Raw genomic sequence first — 22,459 nt, forward strand, 5'->3', positions numbered from 1 at the left:
GTTTTTGTTTCAAGTTTTGTTTGTTTCAGGTTTCAGGTTTCAAATTACGCAAAGAACTTGAAACCTGAAACCTGAAACTTGAATAACTCTTTAATTCATTTCAGAATATCCAACAGCTTCGCCTTTCAGCGTTCCGCTAGTACAGCTAGTGATTTTTACGTTTACGAAATCACCAATTTTGTAATTTTCTTTTGGGAAAACTACCGTTATGCTTTGAGAGTTTCTTCCTGAGAATTCTTCTTTTGATTTTTTTGAAACTTTCTCTACCAGAACTTCTACAACCTGTCCAACAAATTCTTCGCTTCTAAACCAGGCATGTTTTTGCTGTAGGTCAACAATTTCCTGTAATCTTCTGGCTTTGGTTTCTTCAGTAACATCATCTTCCATTTTTCTTCCTGCCAAAGTTCCGGGACGCTCAGAGTACGAATACATATAACCGAAATTATATTTCACATATTCCATTAAACTCATAGTATCCTGATGATCTTGTTCGGTTTCTGTTGGAAAACCGGCAATCATATCTTGTGAAATCGATGCATTCGGAATAATTGCTCTGATTTTATCAATCAAAGTCATGTATTCTTCACGAGTGTGCAGACGATTCATTTCTTTTAAAATTCTGTTGCTTCCCGACTGAACCGGTAAGTGAATGTGTTTGCAGATATTAGGATGTTTGGCAATAACGTGCAATACACTCTCATGCATATCCTGTGGATTTGAAGTCGAAAAACGAATGCGCATTTTTGGAAAACCAACGGCAACCATTTCCAGCAACTGATCGAAATCAACGGCTGTTGCTTTTTGCATTTCAGAAGCATTTACAAAATCCTTTTTTAATCCGCCTCCGTACCAAAGGTAACTGTCGACATTTTGACCTAAAAGTGTAATTTCTTTAAAGCCTTTGCTCCATAAATCCTGAATTTCATTCATGATACTTTGTGGCTCACGGCTGCGTTCACGTCCGCGTGTAAAAGGTACAACGCAAAAGGTACACATGTTATCACAGCCTCGGGTAATCGAAACCAGAGCAGTAATACCGTTACTCATCAAACGAACCGGTGAAATATCTCCGTAAGTTTCTTCTTTTGATAAAATTACATTGATGGCATCGCGTCCTTCTTCAACTTCTGCTAATAAATTCGGCAGATCTTTGTAAGCATCAGGTCCAACAACAAGATCGACTATTTTCTCTTCCTCCAAAAACTGACTTTTCAAACGTTCGGCCATACAGCCCAGAACGCCCACTTTCATTTTCGGATTGATGCGCTTTACAGCATTATATTTTTCCAGACGTTTGCGAATAGTCTGTTCTGCCTTGTCTCGAATCGAGCAGGTGTTTACCAGAACTAAATCGGCGTCTTCAAGAGTTTGTGTGGTGTTAAATCCGTTTTCAGATAAAATGGAAGCTACAATTTCGCTGTCCGAAAAATTCATCGCACAACCGTAACTTTCAATAAAAAGTTTTTTAGTATTCTCAGGTTTGTTTTCCAAAACGAGACTTTCGCCTTGTTTACTTTCCTCAATAATCTTTTCCATTGTATAATTTCAAAGTGCAAAGATAATGTAAATGGGGAGAATGTGACAAGATGGCAGAGAAAAGATTTTTGATTTTTGATTTTAGATTTTAGAATAACGGTTGCTGATTTTGTAATTCTGTAAAATGTGATCTGAAATCAAAAATCAGCATCTGCAATCCAAAAAGTTATACCTATATATGTATGAAGAGGGATTACAGATAAATCTGCAATTTTAGGAAACATAATACTAAAATAACTCAAAAATGAGTTCGCGGAGTAGATATTTAAAAAAAATAGATACTTTTGTTGCAGAAAAATAGAGCAATGGCAAAGAATTTAGTAATAGTGGAGTCCCCTGCAAAGGCGAAAACGATCGAGAAATTTTTAGGAAGTGATTTTCAGGTAGAGTCGAGTTACGGTCACATAGCGGACTTACCATCAAAGGAAATAGGAGTAGATGTTGAGAATGGTTTTAAGCCTAAATATGAAGTTTCTTCGGATAAAAAAGCCCTGGTAAGCAAGCTGAAAACACTATCTAAGAATGCCGATATGGTTTGGTTAGCGAGCGATGAGGACCGCGAGGGGGAGGCTATTTCCTGGCACCTGGCGGAAGAATTGAAACTGGATACTAAAAAAACCAAAAGAATTGTTTTTCATGAAATTACAAAGACTGCGATTCTTAAAGCAATTGACAATCCAAGAGAAATAGATTATAATCTGGTAAACGCACAACAGGCACGTCGTGTTCTGGATCGTTTAGTAGGTTACGAATTGTCTCCGGTATTGTGGAGAAAAATTAAAGGAGGTTTGTCTGCCGGTCGTGTACAATCCGTTTCTGTTCGTTTGATTGTAGAACGTGAACGTGAAATTCAGAACTTTAATGCAGTGGCAACTTACTCCATTGTTGCAGAATTTGTAAATGAGGCAGGGAAAGCTTTTAAAGCAAAATTGCCAAAGAATTTTAATACTAAAAAAGAAGCCGAAGATTTTTTAAATAAAAATATCGGATCTCAATATCAGGTAGCCGATTTAGAAACGAAGCCTACCAAGAAATCACCAACAGCACCTTTTACCACTTCGACCCTACAACAGGAAGCGGCGAGAAAATTGTATTTGCCGGTTGGAATCACCATGCAGTTAGCACAACGTTTGTACGAGGCCGGATTGATTACCTATATGAGAACGGATAGTGTGAATCTTTCTGCAGAGGCTATGAGTGCTGCTGAAGCTGAAATTATAAAATCATACGGGAAAGAATTTTCTAAGCCGAGAACTTTTGCCAACAAAAACAAAGGAGCTCAGGAAGCGCACGAGGCAATTCGTCCTACCGATATGTCTCGTCATACGGTGAACATCGACCGCGATCAGGCTCGTTTGTATGATTTGATCTGGAAAAGAACTTTGGCTTCACAAATGAGTGATGCACAATTGGAAAGAACCAATGTAAAAATCGAAGCAAACAATCATGATGAGATTTTTACAGCTTCAGGAGAAGTTTTGCTTTTTGAAGGATTCTTAAAAGTGTACTTAGAAGGACATGATGATGATGAGGAAGAACAAGAGGGAATGTTGCCTGCTTTGAAAGTAAACGAAAAATTAGCAAACAATTATATTACAGCAACCGAAAGGTATTCAAGACCTCCGGCACGATATACAGAGGCATCTCTGGTGAAGAAATTAGAAGAATTAGGAATCGGGCGTCCGTCAACCTATGCGCCAACAATTTCTACTATTATCAACAGAAACTATGTTGAAAAGGGAACTCTGGAAGGACAGGAACGTAATTATACGCAACTGACTTTGCAAAATAGTAAAGTGGGAGAGAAGCTGTTAAAAGAAAATACAGGTTCAGACAAAGGGAAACTGGTTCCGACAGATATCGGAACAATCGTTACTGATTTCTTGGTGAAGAATTTTGGAAATATTCTGGACTATAACTTTACAGCAAAAGTAGAACAGGATTTTGATGAAATTGCCGAAGGAAATATTGACTGGGCAACCATGATGCAGGAATTCTACAATAAATTCCATCCAAATGTAAAAGAAGTTGAGGCAAATGCTGAGCGTGAAAGCGGAGAGAGAATTTTAGGAAAAGATGCTGACGGAAGACAAGTTTCAGTTCGTTTAGGAAAATTTGGACCAATGGCTCAGATTGGAGAAGCGGATGATGAAGATAAAAAATTCGCCAGTTTAATGGCCGATCAGAATATAGGAAGTATTACACTGGAAGATGCTTTGAATTTGTTTTTACTTCCTAAAAGCTTAGGAGAATACAAAGGAGAAGAAGTGGAAGTGAATAACGGTCGTTACGGTCCATACGTACGTCATGGAAGTGTTTTTATTTCGTTGCCAAGAGGAGAAGATCCTTTAAGTGTTTCGAAAGAAAGAGCGCAGGAGCTTATCGATGAAAAAGCACTTGCAGATGCGCCGATTGCTACATATAAAGGCGAACCGGTTCAAAAAGGAGTGGGACGTTTTGGTCCGTTTATTAAATGGAATGGTCTTTTTGTGAACGTAAGCAAGAAGTATAATTTTGATAATTTATCGCAGGCAGATGTTGAGGAATTAATTGAAGATAAATTACAGAAGAACATTGATAAAGTGCTTCACAACTGGGAAGAAGAAGGTATTTTGGTTGAAAAGGCACGTTGGGGCCGTTCTGTAATCACAAAAGGAAAAATCAAAATTGAACTGAGTAAAGAGGTTGATGCTACGAAATTAACATTGGAAGAAGTTCAGGAAATGATTGCCAAAAAAACTCCGGCTAAAAAAGCACCGGCTAAAAAAGCTGCAACCACAAAGAAAGCTACAACTGCAAAAAAAGCACCTGCTAAAAAACCAGCTGCAAAAAAGAAATAAAGAATGGAATTTGATTTTTTAGAGCCACTTAACGACGGGATTTTAAAATTTATTAGTTCCTTGTCTTCGCAGGAGTTAGGAAGTAAGATAGTTTTGCACACAGAGGATCAGTTTCCGGATATCAGTAAAATTAATATTGCGATTATTGGTGTTTTAGAAGATCGTCGTAATGAAGATTCAATCAACACTGTTAATCTGAATGCCGTTCGTAAAAAACTTTACGGTATGTTTCCGGGAAACTGGGATGCTTCGATTGCTGATTTGGGAGATATTCTCGCAGGAAATTCTGTAGAAGATACCTATTTTGCTTTAAAGCGAGTGACATCTACTTTAATTAAGAACAAAGTGATTCCTATAGTTCTTGGGGGTTCGCAGGATTTAACCTATGCGTTATATCGTGCCTATGACGATTTAGAGCAAATGGTGAATATGGTTGCTGTGGATAATAAGTTTGATTTTGGTAAAGAGAATGAAACGGTTTCGGCTAATTCTTATTTGACTAAAATTATTATCGACGAGCCTAATAATCTTTTTAATTACTGCAACATTGGTTATCAGACTTATTACAATTCACAAGAAGAAATTGATCTGATTGAAAAATTGTTTTTTGATGCCTATCGTTTAGGAGAAATCTCCAATAAGATTGCATTGGCGGAACCGGTTTTTAGAGATGCTGATTTGGTTAGTATCGATTTGAACTCGGTAAAATCTTCAGCTTCAGGAAATATGGTTTCGTTTGAGCCAAACGGTTTCAATGGAAAAGAAATATGTTCACTGGCAAGGTATGCCGGAATCAGTGATAAAGTTTCCAGTTTTGGAATTTTTAATCACAATAGCACAGCACCCGAAGCTGGTATCATTGCACAAATCGTATGGTATTTTATCGAAGGATATCATTACAGATCGAAGGAATATCCATTTGGTAGTAGAGCAACGTACTTGAAATATATTGTTCCTCTTGAAGACGAAGAATTGATCTTTTATAAAAGTGATAAAACAGACCGTTGGTGGATTGAAATTCCGTTTGAATCAAACGGTCACAATAAATTAAAGAGAAATACGTTATTACCGTGTTCTTACGACGAGTATTTGAGTGCTTGTAATCAGGAATTGCCTGAAAGATGGTGGAAAGCACAACGAAAAAATGCTTTGTAAAATGAAATTTTAGCAGAAATTTAATTTTTTCTGCGTTTCTGAAATACTGTTAAATAATATTAGTAAGACAAGTCGTACAGTAACTGATAAATAACGTCTTACGTCGATTTTTTGTGTTAGTTTATCGATGAAATATTTTTTTTTTATTTTATTTAACATTATTTTTGACCGATAAAATAAATTTCGCAACTAGTATTGTTTTTTAGATAAATAATAAATACGTTTACGGACTTATAATAATGAATAGATAATCCCAAATTTATATGAAGAAGTTTATTGCATTTGCAACAATGTTAACACTGGTAATTGGCTGTGGTAAGTCAGGTGACAAAGGTGAGTTGGTAGGTGTTACAGGAGGTAAATGGCATCCTGAGAAGCCTTATGGAATGACATTAGTTCCTGGTGGATCTTTTATTATGGGTAAATCAGATGCTGATTTAGCTAATGTGGAGGATGCTCCTACTAGAACGGTGACAGTTCGTTCATTTTATATGGATGAAACAGAGATTACCAATAGTGAGTACCGTCAATTTGTAGAGTGGGTAAAAGACTCTACAATGAGAGTTCGTTTGGCTATTTTAGCTGATGAAACAGGTCAGAAACCTGCCGGTGATTCTAAAGGTAAAAAAGGCGGAAGTATTGCTGATTTTGCATTTAATGATTCAGATCCGGAAAAAATGACTGCATATGATAAGTATATGTATGATAACTACTACAGTGTAGGAACAAAAGATGATCCTTATGCAGGTAGAAAATTAAATAAAAAAGTAAAGTTAATTAAAGATACAAAAGCTTACCCGGATGAGTATTATACTGAGGTAATGGATTCTATGTATTTACCAATCGAAGAGTCTTATAATGGTTTAAGAACAATTGATGTAAACAAATTGAAATTCCGTTATTCTTGGATGGATATTCAGGCTGCAGCGAAAGCTAAAGTTGGAAAAAGAAAAGACTTCGTTAAAACGGAACAAGTAAGTGTTTATCCTGATACAACGGTTTGGATTAAAGATTTTGCTTATTCTTACAATGAGCCAATGCATAACGATTATTTCTGGCATAAAGCTTATGGAGATTATCCTGTAGTGGGTGTAACCTGGAAACAGGCAAAAGCATTCTGTGCATGGAGAACTTTGAACAAAAACGGTTATATCAAATCTAAGAAAAAAGGACGTGACTTAGTAAATGCTTTCAGATTGCCAACAGAGGCAGAGTGGGAGTATGCTGCAAGAGGAGGTCTGGAATCAGCTACTTACCCTTGGGGAGGTCCTTATACGAAAAGCGACAGAGGTTGTTTCTTAGCAAACTTCAAACCAAGCAGAGGAGATTATGCTGCTGACGAAGCATTATACACTGTTGAAGCTAAATCTTATGAAGTTAACGGTTATGGTTTGTATAACATGGCAGGAAACGTTTCTGAGTGGACCGATTCAGCTTATAACCCAAATGCATACGAGTATGTTTCTACAATGAACCCTAACGTAATTGATGGAAACAATCAAAGAAAAGTAGTTCGTGGAGGTTCTTGGAAAGACGTTGCTTATTTCCTACAGGTAAGCACACGTGATCACGAATATGCTGATTCTGCTAGAAGTTATATTGGTTTCAGAACTGTACAAGATTACATGGGAACTCAATCAACTGGAGGCGGTAAGAAGAAAAAGTAAGCATCTAATTAATTAAAATCAAATAAGTAAACCAAATCAACAAATCTATTTTAAATTAAAACCTAAAAAAAAGTATTATGGCATTATTAAGTAAAAAAGCAATGAATTTCGCTTATGGTATGGGAGCGGCAGTAGTAATTATTGGAGCATTATTCAAAATTACTCACTTTGAGATTGGACCATTAACAGGGACTGTTATGTTATCGATTGGATTGGTAACTGAGGCGTTAATCTTTGCTCTTTCTGCTTTCGAACCAGTTGAAGACGAATTAGACTGGACTCTTGTTTACCCTGAATTAGCGAATGGTCAGGCTAGAAAAAAAGCTGACAAAGTTGAGGCACCATCTGACGCCCAAGGATTATTGTCTCAAAAATTAGATGCAATGTTAAAAGATGCTAAAATTGACGGAGAGTTAATGGCAAGCTTAGGAAACAGCATTAAAAACTTCGAAGGAGCTGCTAAAGCTATTTCTCCAACAGTTGATTCAATTGCAGGACAAAAGAAATATGCTGAAGAAATGTCTATGGCTGCTGCACAAATGGAATCATTAAACAGTTTATACAAAGTTCAATTAGAAAGTGCTTCTAGAAACGCACAAGCAAACAGCGAAATTGCTGAAAATGCTTCTAAATTAAAAGAACAAATGCAATCTATGACTGCAAACATTGCTTCATTAAACAGTGTTTACGGTGGTATGCTTTCTGCAATGAGTAACAAAGGATAATTAGTTTTTGACTATTATATTAAATTTATTAATAAGAACTAATTAGAAAAAATGGCAGGAGGAAAATTAACCCCTAGACAGAAGATGATTAACCTGATGTATCTGGTTTTCATCGCAATGTTAGCAATGAACGTATCAAAAGAAGTTATATCTGCTTTTGGTTTGATGAATGAAAAATTTGAAGATGCAAATACTTCTTCAGTTACTACAAATGCTGGTTTATTGACAGCTTTAGATCAGAAAGCTGCTGAAGCAAAAGGAGAATTCGCTATCGCTGCGGGAACTGCTCATAAAGTGGAAGCAATTACAAAAGATTTTTATAGTTTTATTGGAGGTCTGAAAACTCAGGCTGTAAAAGGATTTGAAGTAGATAAAGAAACTGGAAAAATGCCTTACGAGTCTATGGACAGAGGTGATAACATCGACGACTGGTTTACAGGAGACGGTTACACTAAAAAAGGAAATGAAATTATCGCTAAAATCGAGAAATACAAATCAGATATTAAAGCTGCTTTAGGTACAGATAAAAAATATGCTGATATTATTGCAGAGGTAGAGAAAAAATTTAATGTTTCTGATGTAAAAAACAAAGAAGGTATAAAAGAAAAATACTTAGCATACCACTTCAAAGGATTTCCAGCAATTGCTTCAGCTGCAAAACTTTCGGCTTGGCAAAATGATGTTCAAAAACTTGAAGCTGACGTTTACAACCGTGCTTTAGGAAAAGCGGCTGTTGCTGCTGCTTCTTACAGCAATTATCAAGCGATTGTTGTTTTAGACAAAAACGCTTACTTCCAAGGAGAGAAAGTTACTGGTAAGGTAGTTTTAGGTCGTTATGACGAAAACACAAAGCCAACTTCATTCCAAGGTCCTGGACAAATTGTTAACGGACAAGCGGTTATTTCGTTAACTGCAGGAGGTGTTGGAGAGCAAAATATTAATGGACAATTTACATTCTTAGAAGACGGTAAAAACATTCCACTTAAATTTGCCGGAAAATATGTTGTAGTACCAAGACCAAACTCTGCTACAATTTCTGCTGATAAAATGAACGTAGTATATAGAGGAGTTGTGAATCCAATCTCTGTATCGTTCGCTGGTGTTGATGCAAACAAAATTGTTGCAAGTGCTCCAGGATTAGTATCTGCTGGAAAACCTGGAAAATATAACATGAACCCGGGTTCAGGTACTGAAGCTACTATTTCTGTTACTGGTACATTGCCAAACGGAGATAAAGTTACAGATAAGAAAACATTCAGAATTAAAGGTATTCCTGGACCAACTGGTACAATTAGAGGAGAAATGGGTGTTGTTAAAGGACCTAAATCTAACTTAGAAATTGCTACAATTGGTGCTAAATTACTTGATTTTGATTTCGAAGTTGGTTTAGATGTTGTTGGATTTAATTTGAAAATTGCAGGACAACCTACAGTGGTTGTTAATGGTAACAGATTAAATGCACAATGTAAATCAGTTCTTGCAAGAGCTGGTAAAGGAGACCAGGTTACTATTTCTGAAATTAAAACTAAACTTGTTGGAGCTGGTAGTTATTTATTGCCAAGAACTGCTCCGGTAATTTACGAAATACAATAATATAGTAGGTAAAACTACTTCAATATCTTATAATGATATCATGATGAAAGTAAGAAATTTTTTAATAGCTATTGTTTCTATCGCTGGAGGATTTTCTTCCTATGCGCAATCGAATTTGCTTAATGCAAAAACACCGGCTCAGATAGGTCTTAAGACCCCTGCGCAACTTATTTCTGATAACGATAAGCCTTTAGCTTATGGTTATGTAGATGATAGAGATATCTTAATGGGAAAAACTACTTGGGAGATCATTGATTTAAATGAAAAAATCAATTTTCCAATGTACTTTCCGGTTGATACGGCTAATATTGGTTCTGACAGACGTTCACTTTATGATGTTTTGACGAAAGCTGTTAAAAGCGGCAAAATAACTGAAGTATACAGCGACAGTTATTTCAATACTAAAAAATCTTTGAAAGATATTCAGGGTGCATTATCACGTATTGATACAACAGATGCAGGTAGAGAATTAATCAACCAATATCCGGACGACTACAAAACACGTGTTGTGAAGAAAAAAGTTGTAACTGGTACTGGTAAGAAAAAAGTAGTTTCTTATGTTGATGAAACTGTTGGTCCAACAAGAACGGTTCCAGCTGAGTATATTCTGAAACAAGATTTAACTGCTGCAGATGTTACACAATATAAAATTAAAGGATACTGGTATTTTGACAAACGTCAAAGTGAATTGAAATATCGTTTGCTTGGAATTTGTCCAGTAACTCCGGATGTTTACACAATGAATAGTGACGAAAAAGATTATATAGAGTTGTTTTGGGTTTTCTTCCCTAACGCCAGAGAGGCGCTACACGAAGCAAAAGCATTCAACGATAATAATTCTGCGCTTCCAATTTCATTCGATCAGATTTTGAATTCAAGACGTTTTAATGCGGTTGTCTATAAAGAAGAAAACTTGTACGGAGATCGTGAGATTAAAGATTACATGAAAGATAACGCACAAAATCAATTGTTAGAATCTGAAAGAGTAAAAGAGAAGATTCGTAACTTCGAACAAGATATGTGGAACTACTAAGTATCTGAATAACAATATATCAAAAACTCTTACTACATTTGTAGTAAGAGTTTTTTTTTTGCTCATTATCTTGAGAATCAGTTTTATCAGTGAATTTGTTCCGTTTTTTAGGGGTAATTTCGATTAGAGTTGTTGTTATTATAGTGTTTTTAAGATGTGTGAGAAAAAACACAATATATACGGTGTATTTACGTTCAATAGGTTTTAATTGTAGTATCATGAAAGTAAAGATTTTTTTTATTGTTATTATTTTTGTTATTGGTAACCTTAGTATTAAAGCTCAATCTAATTTGCTTAATGCGAAAACAGCAGATCAAATCGGGTTTAAAAATCCTGGTCAGTTGCGTGCTGATAACGATAAGCCTATGGCTTATGGTTATGTAGATGACAGGGATGTTTTGATGGGAAAAACGACCTGGGAAATTATTGATTTGAATGAAAAAATCAATTTTCCGCTGTATTTTCCGGTTGATACTGCCAATATTGGTTCGGATAGACGTTCTCTTTATGATGTTTTGATTAAAGGAATAAAACAGGGAAGAATTACAGAAGTGTATGCTGACAGTTATTTTAATACCAAAAAATCGTTGAAAGACATTCAGGGCGGATTGTCCCGTATTGATACAACAGATGCCGGTAGAGAATTAATTAATCAATATCCGGACGATTATAAAACGCGTGTGGTGAAGAAAAAAGTAGTGACCGGTACAGGCAAGAAAAAAGTGGTTACGTATGTAGATGAAACAGTTGGTCCGACCAGAACGGTGCCAGCTGAGTACATTTTAAAACAAGATTTAACGGCAGCGGATGTTACACAATACAAACTTAAAGGATATTGGTATTTTGATAAGAGAGAGAGTGAACTGAAGTATCGATTGCTCGGAATTTGTCCTGTAACCCCGGATGTTTATACCATGAATAGTGATGAAAAAGATTATATAGAACTCTTTTGGGTGTTTTTCCCCAATGCAAGGGAAGTGCTAAATGAAGCAAAAGCTTTTAATGATGCTAATTCGGCACGTTCTATTTCTTTCGATCAGATATTAAATTCGAGACGTTTTAATTCAATTATTTATAAGGAAGAAAACGTTTATGGAGATCGTGAAATCAAGGACTATATGAAGGACAATGCACAGAAGCAGCTGTTAGAATCTGAAAGAGTAAAAGAGAAGATTCGCGACTTCGAACAAGATATGTGGACCTACTAAGAAATTAGTAACATTATACCAAAAACTCTTATTACATTTGTGGTAAGAGTTTTTTATTTTACCCCTTTACACATGTTGGATTATATAATTGTCGGATCTGGATTGGCCGGAATTTCATTTGCTGAAATTGCGCTAAAAAACAACAAGTCTATATTAGTTATAAATGATGAATCGCAAAATTCATCAAAGGTTGCGGGAGGGTTGTACAATCCCGTAATTTTAAAGCGCTTTAGTGAAGTTTGGAAAGCAGAAGAGCAATTGATTATAATGGATGAATTCTATAAAACAATTGAAAGTAAATTACAAACCAAGGTAAATTTTAGGCTTCCTATTTTAAGAAAATTTTTCTCGATAGAAGAACAGAACAATTGGTTTTCCGCTTCTGATAAACCACTTCTGGCACCATTTCTTTCTACCAAATTAATCTTTAAAAAATACAATGGTATCGATTCTCCGTTTGATTATGGAGAGGTTTTACATACCGGTTATGTTGATACGGCTTTATTGTTGGATAAATACCACGAGTATTTACTTCAAAACAAATTATTGCTTCAGGAGTCGTTTGATTATGCTAAACTGATTATTGATGAAGATTTTGTTCGGTATAAAGAATATCAGGCTAAGCATATTATTTTTGCAGAAGGTTTCGGACTGCATGCCAATCCGTTTTTTCAGGATTTGCCATTGGATGGAACTAAGGGGGAACTTTTTATTATCAAGGCACCTGATCTGGATCTGGATGTGATTGTGAATACAAGCGTGTTCATTTTGCCTTTGGGAAATGATTTGTTTAAAGTGGGAGCAACCTACAATTGGAAAGATAAAACTGATACGCCAACGGAAGAAGGAAGAACAGAGTTAATCGATCGTATAGAGGAAATTATCAATTGTGATTTTGAAGTTGTTTCGCATTTTGGCGGGGTGAGGCCAACCGTACGCGATCGTAGACCAATTATTGGTACGCACAATCGATACCGTTCGCTACATCTTTTAAACGGATTAGGGACGCGTGGTGTAATGCTTGGTCCCGCCATGGCTAAAGATTTATATGAGTATATTGAAGACCAAAAACCTTTAGATCCAACAATTGATATTCATCGTTTCTACAAGAAAAGAAAATAGCTTTATTTCGATCCTGCTTCTGGATCGTAAGAAACAAACATGTTGATGTACAGGTTTCTCGAAAGTCTTAAGACAAATGGGAATAATAGAATCAGCGTTGCAACAATGATCAGAAAAGACTCTTCGACTGACGTTTTGAAAAATACAAACGAAACGATAAAAGCCGCAATTCCAACTGCAACATTTAAACCATAACTAACATACATGGCACCATAAAAAAACGATGGTTCAATCTGGTATTTTAACCCACAGTGACTGCAATTTTCGTTCATTTTAAGAACCTTGGTCAAATGAAGCGGGTTTCGATCAGAGTACATGCTTTCTTTGTGACATCTTGGGCAGCTTCCTGTTAGTATACTGTATAGTTTAGATCCTTTTTTTAACATGGTTGCAATTCAATTAATGGTTGACATTGTAGAGAATCAATTTTCGTTTTAGAGTAAAACATTTTGATTCTGATAAAAATATTTAAAATTTATCTTACGGAGAAGAGTAGAACAAAGATACTATTTTAGTTTGTATTTTTTGTTGAAAGAATATCCGTAGTTCTTGTGTTTTCTCCTTGTTCTTTTAGTTGGTTAGTCGTAATATTGCGCGAAATGAAAATGGACTTCAGAGCAAGGATATATTTTCCGTAAAAGAAGCAGGAAGAGTTGTTATGCTGAAATGAGTCTCTAGAAAAACTAACATAGTAATATTCAAAAATGAATCAGCACCCTATTTTTTCAGAACATCCGGGATTAATAATCGTCTTTGCCATTGCAGTAGTGATCATGCTATTGTTGGATTTGGGAATTTTCAACAAAAAAAGCCATGTCGTAAGTAATAAAGAAGCAGTAACCTGGTCATTAGTATGGATTAGTTTAGCGATGATTTTTAGTGGTTTGGTTTATTATTTCGCCGGGTCGGCAAAATTTTATGAATTTCAATCGGCTTACTGGATTGAAAAAGCACTTTCAGTTGACAATCTTTTTGTATTTATATTGGTATTCAAGTTTTTTGACGTAGCCAATCACAACAAACATAAAGTTTTATTTTGGGGAATTATTGGAGCATTGGTTTTAAGAGCTATTTTTATTTTTTCAGGAGCGTTTCTTATCGAACTGACTTATTTAAACAAGCTTTTAAGTTTGGTTGGAGTAGAAGGTTTCAAATACGATATCAATTTAATCATGACAGCTTTCGGATTATTCCTGGTATATGCAGGAATTAAATCATGGTCTGCTGGTGATGAGGACGATGAAGAAGATTACAATAACACCAGAGGAGCAAGATTAATCAGAAAGTTTTTCAGTGTTAGTGATAAATACGACGGTGATAAATTCTTTACCATCGAAAACGGAAAAAAACTGGCGACACCACTTTTGGTAGTAGTGGCTGTAATTGAGTTTACGGATTTATTATTCGCAGTCGATTCTATACCGGCAATTTTCGCAATTTCTAGTGATCCTTTTATTCTTTATACCTCTAACATTTTTGCAATTTTAGGACTTAGGGCTTTATTTTTCCTATTGGATAACTTCATTCACTTGTTCAGTAAATTACAGTATGGCTTAGCTATTATTCTTTCGTTTATTGGAGTTAAGATGATTATTTCTCCATTTTATCATATTGAATCTATGTATTCATTGCTTGTAATTGGAGGGATTCTGGCAATTTCTGTATTGGCCTCAGTGATGCTTCCGGAGCCAAAAGAAGCATAAAACGTAAAATATAAATTTATTAAAGTGGATAGCAGTCTAAAGATTGCTATCCCTTTTTTTATGATTTTCGTGATTGGAATAAAGAAACTGAAGGACTAAAACTAATTTCTAGTGTAAAAAAGCCTTCTATTATTTGTTTTTAAAACGACAGTCGAAACTTAAATTAATTGTCATACTTTTGCACTTTCAAAAAGTAAAGTAAATAAGGCACTTAAAGCCTTTACTCCTTGTTATAATAGTTACAAATTATGCTTAATATACACAATCTTTCGGTTTCTTTTGGAGGAACATATTTATTTGAAGAAGTTACCTTTCGTTTAGGTGCCGGTGACCGCGTAGGTCTTGTGGGTAAAAACGGAGCGGGTAAATCTACAATGCTTAAAATGTTAGCAAGAGATTTTGCTCCTGATTCCGGGGTTATCTCTCAGGAGAAAGATATCCGAATGGGGTTTTTGCGTCAGGATATTGATTTTGAGCGTGGAAGAACGGTGTTGGAGGAAGCTTATGAGGCTTTTACTGAAATTAAAATTGTTGAGAAAAAACTAGAAGAAATCAATCATCAGCTGGTGACCAGAACCGATTATGAAAGTGAAGAATACGGTCAGATCATTGAAGATTTATCTGATTATACCCATCGTTTTGATCTTCTTGGAGGTTACAATTATGTAGGGGATACAGAAAAGATTCTTTTAGGATTAGGTTTCAAAAGAGAAGTTTTCAATAATCAGACTGAAACATTTTCAGGAGGTTGGAGAATGCGTATCGAGTTAGCAAAACTGTTATTGCAATCTAATGATGTATTACTTCTGGATGAGCCAACGAATCACCTGGATATTGAGAGTATCATTTGGTTAGAAAGTTTCCTTCGTAACTATCCCGGAGTTGTGGTAATCGTTTCGCACGATAAAATGTTTTTGGATAATGTGACCAACCGTACCATCGAAATTTCTTTAGGAAAGGCGTATGACTTTAATAAGCCATATTCTCAGTATTTAGAATTGCGTCACGAGATTCGTGAAAAACAATTGGCGACTCAGAAGAATCAGGCAAAGAAAATAGAAGAGACAGAAAAATTAATTGAAAAGTTCCGTGCAAAAGCTTCAAAAGCTTCGATGGCGCAATCGTTAATTAAAAAGTTAGATAAAGTAGAAAGAATCGAAGTAGATGAAGACGATAATTCTGTTATGAATATTTCGTTTCCGGTTTCAAAAGAACCTGGAAAAGTAGTAATCGAAGCTGAAAACGTTACCAAAGCTTACGGAGATAAAACGATTCTGAAAGATATTAGTTTATTGGTAGAAAGAGGAAGTAAAATTGCCTTTGTGGGACAAAACGGACAAGGAAAATCGACTTTCATTAAAGCTCTTGTAAACGAATTTGAGTACCAGGGGAACATCAAATTAGGACATAATGTTCAGTTAGGATATTTTGCTCAAAATCAGGCTGAATATTTAGATGGAGAAATTACGTTGCTTCAAACTATGGAAGATGCTGCTACAGACACAAACCGTATGAAAGTTCGTGATATGTTAGGATCATTTTTGTTTCGTGGAGACGATGTTGAGAAAAAGGTAAAAGTACTTTCAGGAGGTGAACGTAACCGTTTGGCACTTTGTAAACTGTTGCTACAGCCAATCAATGTTTTGCTGATGGATGAGCCTACAAATCACCTGGATATTAAATCGAAGAACGTCTTAAAAGCTGCCCTTCAAAAATTTGGCGGCACTTTATTGTTGGTTTCTCACGATAGAGATTTCCTTCAGGGAATGTCAAATATCGTTTATGAGTTCAAAGACCAAAAGATCAGAGAGTATTTAGGAGATATTAACTACTTTTTAGAGCAGCGTAATCTTGAAAACATGCGTGAGGTAGAGAAAAAAGATGTCGTAAAAGAAGCCGCTCCAAAAGAATCTAAGAAAACGTCATACGAAGATCAGAAAAAAGGAAAAGCACTTCAAAACCGATTGAGTAAAGTAGAGAGTCAAATCAAACAATTGGAAAAAGACATTCAGCACGATGATAAAATGCTGGCTTCTAATTACGATAAACATATCGAAGATGCTTCGTTTTTTACCGCATACAACAAAAAGAAAGAAGATTTAGACCAATTGTTGCTGGACTGGGAAATTGTTCAGGAAGAGATTGATAATTTTAATGCTTAGATAGTTTTCAGTTGCTGTCACAGTCTTCGGTCTCAGTGTCAGTTTTGAAATGAATATAAAACTTTGTCAAAGGCTTGAACTTTGGCAAAGTTTTTTTTTATCTATGAAGTTTACCATCCCTTGTAAAAAATAGAAGACACACTACATTTACTCCATGCATTTCACAAGTCACATTTCACGAGATAAGACCAATAGATTTAGAGTGCATAATGGCTTCGCTGCTGTCTTTATAATAACAAACGGAAACTTCTAAATTTTCAAGGTTTTTCATAATCTTTTTAGTGGCTTCTTTTTTGTGTTTGCCAGTCTGTCTGATGTAAACTGCCTTTACCGTAACCGGAAAGATTTTACAGATTCGCTCGTACAAAATGGGGTCGTGTTGCGAATCGTCTCCTAGCAAAACATACTTAAGATTGGGATAAAATTCTAAAACGTGTTTTATTTTGTCGAACTTATGATCGTGATTTCCACGTCCGCTCATGAAAAAATCAGGGATTCCTCTTTTGATGTCTTTCAATAGAATTACGGCTCTTGGCAGATGATGTATTTTGGTAAATTTGACGATGAATCGATACAAATTCCATTCGCTGCTCGACACATAAAAAAAGGCATTTTCTTCTTCCTTATTATTTCGTCCGGCTGAACTTAAAGCTTGGTAATGCGGTACAACACCTTTAAAAACTTTACGGTCGTTGACATTTTTAAATAAAAGGACATATATTTTCCGGAAGAAATTTCCGGTATGCGAAATCAAAAAAGTATCGTCAATATCGGAGATGATGCCTAGTTTGCCTTTATGAGGTCTTATGAAACTGCCTTTTTCAGTTATTGTTTCAGTCTTATGCTTTATGCTGACTTCATATTCAATCCATCCAAAGGGAGTTTCTTTTTCCAGTGGAATACAAAATTTGAAATAGCCGTCGTCCAGAGTTTTGGTGTGAATTTCCTGGTTTCCGCATTTTAGATAAACATCAAAATTTTTAATCGTTTTTATTCTGAACTGATTGATGATCGAAGTGGCATTTTTGAAGTTTTTTTTCTGATAATCATATTCATACGTTCTTCTGAAAACATGTCCCATTACAATCAATTCTTCTTCATTGGCATAACCTCGATATAATTGTAAAATTGGTTTCATTAATTGTGTATATTTATGGATGATGTAAATTAATTATTTTAATTGATTTTAAAAATAAAACTTTGAAAAAGAATATCTTATTTGTTGTAAATCCTATTTCGGGAGATCTGGATAAATCCGATTTAATAGAGGCTGTACAGGAGTTTTCTGTTGCTCATCATTTTGATCTGGAAGTTTATGAAACCACCGGGCAGCATGATCAAAAAGAAATACAGGCCATTTACAATCAGTATCATCCTGAGCGTATTGTGGTAGCCGGTGGAGACGGAACCATAAAAATGGTTGCTGAAGCGATGGAGCAGTTTGATATCGTTATTGGTATTTTGCCTGCCGGTTCAGCCAATGGATTGTCGGTCGATCTAAATTTGCCGAATACACTCGAGGAGAATCTGAAAATTGCTTTTTTGAATCATTATATCGAAATGGATATGATTTCTATCAATGGTAAAAAAAGTATTCATTTGAGTGATATTGGCGTAAACGCAAATCTGGTAAAAAATTATGAAGAGAGTAATTTACGCGGTTTGTGGGGATATGCCGTACAAGCGTATTCGGCTTTAAAAGAATCGGAAGAACCTTTTGTGGCTACAATCTCGGCTAATAACGAAACGGTGGAGCATACCGCAAGAATGATTGTGATTGCTAATTCTCAGAAATACGGAACCGGTGTTGTAATAAATCCAAATGGCGCAATGAACGACGGGAAGTTCGAATTGGTTATTTTAAAAAGCCTTGATTTACTGCTGATCGGCAAAATTATCACCGGAAACATGCCTATTGATTCTGATGATATTGTAATTATTTCCACAGATAAAGCGATGATAAAAACAGACTATCCTGTAAATTTTCAAATTGATGGGGAGTATTGTGGGGCACAAACGGATTTGGAAATCCATATTCTGCACAAACAGATGAAAATTGCAATTCCGTAGTTGGTAGGAGGTATGAATCCGATTGTGAAATGTCATTGAGTTAAGGAAAAACAGCTAAAAGGATTGCTGATTTTTGATTAACGATTTTCGATTTCAGATTTTGAGGGCTGGGTAAAACGGATTGTGAAATGTATCGCCCCGATGGGGCTAAAACCGATGTTTGAATTTATTTCTATAGATATTCCACTCCTAGCGGAGTTGCCTTCAAAATTCCGTAGGAATGTATATGTTGTAGCAACGGATTTTAATCCGTTGAAAATAGCGGTGGTGTTTTAATGAGTTCCATAGGAACGATCTGTATAATCGCTTTCGATTTTTGATTTCAGATGTATAAGACCTGTAAAAAATAGATGGTGTTTACTATCGACCAATAGCAAATCAGAAATCTGCAGTCGGTAATCTTCAATCTAAAATCAGTATTTATTTAAACGGATTTCGCTCTTGCCAGTCGGTTTTGGGTTCCAGATAGCTAAATAGTCGGCCAATATTGTGGTTGATCAGAGTATTGCTGTGCGTTATTAATCCATACATTTTGACCGGTTTTGCTCCGACAGAGCTTTTGATTTCAAGAGCGGTTCTGGCAAATACCACTTCTTTAAAACCATGATTGATAGAGTAGGCAATCATGTCGTAAAGCATATTTAAATACAGCATTTTTTCACGTTGAATGGTCTCGTCGTACCCTAAAAAGTACGTGTCCATCGCACTTCCGTTTTTAATTAAGGTATTGAATCCGATTAGTTTTTCTTCTAAAAAATAGCCGTAAAACAGAAAATCATCTTTCATAATTTCTTTGAAAAAACTAAAGTGATTTCGGGCTAAGAAAAAAGTATTAAAAGGGGCGTTTTTAGCCACATGAAAATACAAATCATAAATAACATCTTCATATTTTTTAATGTCGGGCAAGGACATTTTTTGCTTTACAATTCCGTCTGCTTTTTTTCGTGCCCGTTTGTACTGATCCCGATATTTTTTTGATAAAGCGTCAATATAATCCTGTTCAGATGCCCAGTCTTTATGGATTTCAAAAACCATATTAGGCTGAGTTGAAAACGTGTAATTGTTTTTAAACTCGTTTTGTAAAGGAATAATTTCGGTAGCTGTAAAATCTTTTATACTGGTAATGTGAACTTTTTTTCCGCTTGCTTTCAGGTTTTTTTTAAGCTGATTAATAGCTTTGTGCAGTGTTTTTAGAGCAATTGATTGTTTGATGTCGGAGGCAAGTATAAATGCATTTTGTCCGGTAAGCATATTGTTTCCGACAAATAATACATGAGAGGCAAAATTCTTAAAAGCAAAATTTCGCACCGAAGTTTTCAAACATTGATCGCGTTCACCGAATGATTCCAGTTTCTCTGTAAATAGAAATTGGGTCAGAACAATTCCGACCAGTTTACTATCGTTGAAAATTCCAATAAAATGGCATATCATATTTACCGGACAGGAGTTTTCGAGGACTTCCAGATATTCTTTGGTTAAAAAAATATTAGCTGCCGCCAGAGAATTCCATTCCAAGGGCAGTAGTGATGCGCTATTGTATATTTCGAAAGAATAAGTTGTAGTCAAAAGAGGGAGCTAATTTCTTCAAAATTAGAGAATATTTATAAGAACTCAACTGGTTTAAGTTATTATTAAGAAAACCCGTTTGAGATTTAATTTCAAACGGGTTTGTATTTTTTGGAGTTAGGCAAATGCACAGATAATTCCGCCCATCAAAGTAAGGCAAACCGCCCAGTAACCCGCATGAATAAAGATATATTTCCATGATTTTCTTTCGAATAGGCCGTTGATTCCAATTATAGGAAAGACAAAAAAGAGTGCTGACATAAATCCGTGAAGAGTTCCGTGTTTGAATGTGCGGTATGCTGTTCCATAGTCATTCATAAAAGCAGCAAATGATGGTTTAGCACTGGCTACTAAAGGAGGTCCGCCCACCATTCCCAAAGCACCTGTTTGATGAATGGTAAGTGACATTAAAATTACGGTAATCATTAACGAGAAAAGATACGTGAGACCGAATATTTTCAGCATATTTCCTTTTTGTAAGTCTTCCGGAGTGAGATTGTTCTCTCTCATCCAGATGGTTCCGAACACTTTAGGGTTGTACCAGATAAAACCAACAGCCAGTGTTACGATTGCTGATAAGAATAATGCAACAGGGTTAAATTCCATAATATGAGGTTTTTAGGATTAGTTACTCAAATTTAAACAAAAAATCTCACAAATTGCATTTTTGAATAAAGTAGTAAAATTTTGATTAAATTAAATTTTATCAACACTTTATCGACATTATGCGCTTTATAACTATGAAATGTATAATTTTATGGCATCAATAAATCCCCAATCTTGTAATGAAAAGCTTAGTCCTATTTTTTCTGGCTTTTATTTTCTCGCCTGCTATTTTTGCTGATACCGTTTCAGATAAAGAGAAAGAGGCGCTTATCAAATTGTATGAGGCAACAAACGGATCGGAATGGAAGGTAAAGTGGGATTTATCACTTTCGGTAGCTACCTGGTATGGCGTAAAAGTTGAAAATGGTAAAGTCGTCGGACTTCATTTGGCAAATAATAATTTGCAGGGAAATCTGCCAGTAGAATTGTTGACTTTGGTTAATTTGATTACCATCGATTTACACGACAATAAAATTCAGGGACAGCTTCCTTTGGAGATTGGAAAATTAAGCCAATTAGAAACTCTCGCTTTGTTTAATAATGAAATTCAGGGGCAGTTGCCGGGGTCAATTTATAAGATAAAAACTTTGAAAGTTTTGCTTTTAAATCAGAACAAATTGTCAGGGAGTTTGAGTAAAGAAGTAAGCAACTTTAGTGCTTTGGAAAACCTGAGTTTGTTTGATAATAATTTTGAAGGGGAAATTCCAAATGAATTAGAAAAACTAGGTCATTTGTCTGAGTTAAACCTCTCTTATAATAAATTTAAAGGAGGCGTTTCGAAAAATCTGATTTTGTTGGACGCTCTAAATATGACGATGTTTGATGAAGGAGGAAATCCTTTTTTATTAGAAATTGCCGCTAGAAAAGAAACCACAATGGTCACCAGAAATTAATCGTGCTTATGAATGAATTTTACACTCGTTAAAAAGTTGATTAAATATATTTAGTTAATTGTTTAAAAACCGTAATCCGTTACGGTTTTTTTACGTCCGGTTTTTACTTTTTTGGAATGAAAAGGAACATTTTTTTTAGTCCATTACTTTTTTTTCATAACTTTAATTCTTCAATTTGCAGAAGAAAAAAAATCAGAGTACAATAAGATAATCTAACCTCTTTAATTATAAAATTATGGTAGTACAGTATCAAGGAGAACAATACGGAAAAGCAACAATATTTACAATAAGAATTATAGGAAACAATCTGTCTAAAAGCAGTTCAAATTACCAGATTGATTTATTAGTTGGAGATAAAAAACTGCCAACTTTTACTACGGGAATTCACCAGAGTTTGTCAAACTGTTTAAAAGAGATTTATTTATTCAGAAAGCACCATGGAATTACATTTGAAGCTTCGTCAGAAAAAGTAGCACCGCTTTTAGTTCCGTATGATCTGGTTTTATACAATTACAATAAATATGCATTGTTTATGGCATAGGCCGGACTTTGCTTATCGCAACAATTTAGAAAGACTGCT

The 22,459-nt window shown here is 35.3% G+C and carries 18 protein-coding genes; 13 read left to right on the forward strand and 5 right to left on the reverse strand.

Annotated elements, in window-relative coordinates; translation table 11 throughout:
- Nucleotides 1-90: 90 nt before the first annotated feature.
- A complete protein-coding gene (gene miaB, locus OLM58_RS11500) occupies nucleotides 91-1,536 on the reverse strand; it encodes a tRNA (N6-isopentenyl adenosine(37)-C2)-methylthiotransferase MiaB (RefSeq protein WP_264532382.1) in 1,446 nt (481 codons plus the stop codon).
- A 305-nt stretch (nucleotides 1,537-1,841) separates the two neighbouring features.
- On the opposite strand from miaB, the gene topA reads away from it, so the two are divergent.
- The 8 genes from topA to OLM58_RS11540 all read left to right on the forward strand — a co-directional run bounded on the left by topA (nucleotide 1,842) and on the right by OLM58_RS11540 (nucleotide 12,879).
- Complete coding sequence (gene topA, locus OLM58_RS11505) at nucleotides 1,842-4,376, forward strand: type I DNA topoisomerase (RefSeq protein ID WP_264532383.1); 2,535 nt, start codon at nucleotides 1,842-1,844, stop codon at nucleotides 4,374-4,376.
- 3 nt (nucleotides 4,377-4,379) lie between these two features.
- Nucleotides 4,380-5,531: a formimidoylglutamase gene (locus tag OLM58_RS11510; RefSeq protein ID WP_264532384.1), complete on the forward strand. Its 1,152-nt coding sequence runs from the start codon at nucleotides 4,380-4,382 to the stop codon at nucleotides 5,529-5,531.
- Between the two features lie 263 nt (nucleotides 5,532-5,794).
- Nucleotides 5,795-7,198, forward strand: a complete 1,404-nt coding sequence (gene gldK / locus OLM58_RS11515) for a gliding motility lipoprotein GldK (protein ID WP_026110043.1) — start codon at nucleotides 5,795-5,797, stop codon at nucleotides 7,196-7,198.
- Nucleotides 7,199-7,275: 77 nt separating this feature from the next.
- Nucleotides 7,276-7,923, forward strand: coding sequence for a gliding motility protein GldL (gene gldL, locus OLM58_RS11520; protein WP_070908728.1), 648 nt, complete (start codon nucleotides 7,276-7,278; stop codon nucleotides 7,921-7,923).
- Between the two features lie 51 nt (nucleotides 7,924-7,974).
- Complete coding sequence (gene gldM / locus OLM58_RS11525) at nucleotides 7,975-9,516, forward strand: gliding motility protein GldM (RefSeq protein WP_017496990.1); 1,542 nt, start codon at nucleotides 7,975-7,977, stop codon at nucleotides 9,514-9,516.
- Between the two features lie 43 nt (nucleotides 9,517-9,559).
- Nucleotides 9,560-10,549 (forward strand): gliding motility protein GldN, encoded by a 990-nt coding sequence (gene gldN, locus OLM58_RS11530; protein ID WP_017496989.1) that lies wholly within the window; start codon nucleotides 9,560-9,562, stop codon nucleotides 10,547-10,549.
- A 218-nt stretch (nucleotides 10,550-10,767) separates the two neighbouring features.
- On the forward strand, nucleotides 10,768-11,757 hold the full coding sequence (gldN, locus tag OLM58_RS11535) for a gliding motility protein GldN (protein ID WP_264532385.1): 990 nt from the start codon (nucleotides 10,768-10,770) through the stop codon (nucleotides 11,755-11,757).
- Between the two features lie 72 nt (nucleotides 11,758-11,829).
- Nucleotides 11,830-12,879: an NAD(P)/FAD-dependent oxidoreductase gene (locus tag OLM58_RS11540; RefSeq protein ID WP_264532386.1), complete on the forward strand. Its 1,050-nt coding sequence runs from the start codon at nucleotides 11,830-11,832 to the stop codon at nucleotides 12,877-12,879.
- Nucleotides 12,880-12,881: 2 nt separating this feature from the next.
- Here OLM58_RS11540 and OLM58_RS11545 read toward each other — a convergent pair whose 3' ends face one another.
- Nucleotides 12,882-13,265 (reverse strand): DUF983 domain-containing protein, encoded by a 384-nt coding sequence (locus OLM58_RS11545; protein WP_264532387.1) that lies wholly within the window; start codon nucleotides 13,263-13,265, stop codon nucleotides 12,882-12,884.
- Nucleotides 13,266-13,583: 318 nt separating this feature from the next.
- Here OLM58_RS11545 and OLM58_RS11550 point away from each other — a divergent pair, with 318 nt between their 5' ends.
- Both OLM58_RS11550 and abc-f read left to right on the forward strand, forming a co-directional pair.
- A complete protein-coding gene (locus tag OLM58_RS11550; RefSeq protein ID WP_264532388.1) occupies nucleotides 13,584-14,582 on the forward strand; it encodes a TerC/Alx family metal homeostasis membrane protein in 999 nt (332 codons plus the stop codon).
- Nucleotides 14,583-14,830: 248 nt separating this feature from the next.
- On the forward strand, nucleotides 14,831-16,744 hold the full coding sequence (abc-f, locus tag OLM58_RS11555) for a ribosomal protection-like ABC-F family protein (protein WP_070908733.1): 1,914 nt from the start codon (nucleotides 14,831-14,833) through the stop codon (nucleotides 16,742-16,744).
- Nucleotides 16,745-16,919: 175 nt separating this feature from the next.
- Here the strand turns inward: abc-f and OLM58_RS11560 are convergent, their stop codons facing one another.
- Nucleotides 16,920-17,882, reverse strand: a complete 963-nt coding sequence (locus OLM58_RS11560; protein WP_264532389.1) for an App1 family protein — start codon at nucleotides 17,880-17,882, stop codon at nucleotides 16,920-16,922.
- A gap of 62 nt (nucleotides 17,883-17,944) precedes the next feature.
- Here OLM58_RS11560 and OLM58_RS11565 point away from each other — a divergent pair, with 62 nt between their 5' ends.
- Nucleotides 17,945-18,814 (forward strand): diacylglycerol/lipid kinase family protein, encoded by an 870-nt coding sequence (locus tag OLM58_RS11565; protein ID WP_264532390.1) that lies wholly within the window; start codon nucleotides 17,945-17,947, stop codon nucleotides 18,812-18,814.
- 420 nt (nucleotides 18,815-19,234) lie between these two features.
- Here the strand turns inward: OLM58_RS11565 and OLM58_RS11570 are convergent, their stop codons facing one another.
- A complete protein-coding gene (locus OLM58_RS11570; RefSeq protein ID WP_264532391.1) occupies nucleotides 19,235-20,380 on the reverse strand; it encodes a GNAT family N-acetyltransferase in 1,146 nt (381 codons plus the stop codon).
- Between the two features lie 117 nt (nucleotides 20,381-20,497).
- Complete coding sequence (locus tag OLM58_RS11575) at nucleotides 20,498-20,986, reverse strand: DUF1761 domain-containing protein (protein ID WP_230000036.1); 489 nt, start codon at nucleotides 20,984-20,986, stop codon at nucleotides 20,498-20,500.
- 179 nt (nucleotides 20,987-21,165) lie between these two features.
- On the opposite strand from OLM58_RS11575, the gene OLM58_RS11580 reads away from it, so the two are divergent.
- Together OLM58_RS11580 and OLM58_RS11585 are read left to right on the forward strand one after the other, a co-directional pair.
- Nucleotides 21,166-21,879: a Two component regulator three Y domain protein gene (locus OLM58_RS11580; protein ID WP_264532392.1), complete on the forward strand. Its 714-nt coding sequence runs from the start codon at nucleotides 21,166-21,168 to the stop codon at nucleotides 21,877-21,879.
- A 235-nt stretch (nucleotides 21,880-22,114) separates the two neighbouring features.
- Nucleotides 22,115-22,420: a hypothetical protein gene (locus OLM58_RS11585; protein ID WP_264532393.1), complete on the forward strand. Its 306-nt coding sequence runs from the start codon at nucleotides 22,115-22,117 to the stop codon at nucleotides 22,418-22,420.
- The last annotated feature ends 39 nt before the right edge of the window (nucleotides 22,421-22,459 follow it).

This window comes from Flavobacterium sp. N502540 (assembly GCF_025947365.1).
Taxonomy (GTDB): Bacteria; Bacteroidota; Bacteroidia; order Flavobacteriales; family Flavobacteriaceae; genus Flavobacterium.

Bases quoted from the DNA above. Each gene is read 5' to 3' on its own strand.
- miaB (WP_264532382.1), bottom strand. From the start codon at position 1,536: ATGGAAAAGATTATTGAGGAAAGTAAACAAGGCGAAAGTCTCGTTTTG.
- topA (WP_264532383.1), top strand. From the start codon at position 1,842: ATGGCAAAGAATTTAGTAATAGTGGAGTCCCCTGCAAAGGCGAAAACG.
- OLM58_RS11510 (WP_264532384.1), top strand. From the start codon at position 4,380: ATGGAATTTGATTTTTTAGAGCCACTTAACGACGGGATTTTAAAATTT.
- gldK (WP_026110043.1), top strand. From the start codon at position 5,795: ATGAAGAAGTTTATTGCATTTGCAACAATGTTAACACTGGTAATTGGC.
- gldL (WP_070908728.1), top strand. From the start codon at position 7,276: ATGGCATTATTAAGTAAAAAAGCAATGAATTTCGCTTATGGTATGGGA.
- gldM (WP_017496990.1), top strand. From the start codon at position 7,975: ATGGCAGGAGGAAAATTAACCCCTAGACAGAAGATGATTAACCTGATG.
- gldN (WP_017496989.1), top strand. From the start codon at position 9,560: ATGAAAGTAAGAAATTTTTTAATAGCTATTGTTTCTATCGCTGGAGGA.
- gldN (WP_264532385.1), top strand. From the start codon at position 10,768: ATGAAAGTAAAGATTTTTTTTATTGTTATTATTTTTGTTATTGGTAAC.
- OLM58_RS11540 (WP_264532386.1), top strand. From the start codon at position 11,830: ATGTTGGATTATATAATTGTCGGATCTGGATTGGCCGGAATTTCATTT.
- OLM58_RS11545 (WP_264532387.1), bottom strand. From the start codon at position 13,265: ATGTTAAAAAAAGGATCTAAACTATACAGTATACTAACAGGAAGCTGC.
- OLM58_RS11550 (WP_264532388.1), top strand. From the start codon at position 13,584: ATGAATCAGCACCCTATTTTTTCAGAACATCCGGGATTAATAATCGTC.
- abc-f (WP_070908733.1), top strand. From the start codon at position 14,831: ATGCTTAATATACACAATCTTTCGGTTTCTTTTGGAGGAACATATTTA.
- OLM58_RS11560 (WP_264532389.1), bottom strand. From the start codon at position 17,882: ATGAAACCAATTTTACAATTATATCGAGGTTATGCCAATGAAGAAGAA.
- OLM58_RS11575 (WP_230000036.1), bottom strand. From the start codon at position 20,986: ATGGAATTTAACCCTGTTGCATTATTCTTATCAGCAATCGTAACACTG.
- OLM58_RS11580 (WP_264532392.1), top strand. From the start codon at position 21,166: ATGAAAAGCTTAGTCCTATTTTTTCTGGCTTTTATTTTCTCGCCTGCT.
- OLM58_RS11585 (WP_264532393.1), top strand. From the start codon at position 22,115: ATGGTAGTACAGTATCAAGGAGAACAATACGGAAAAGCAACAATATTT.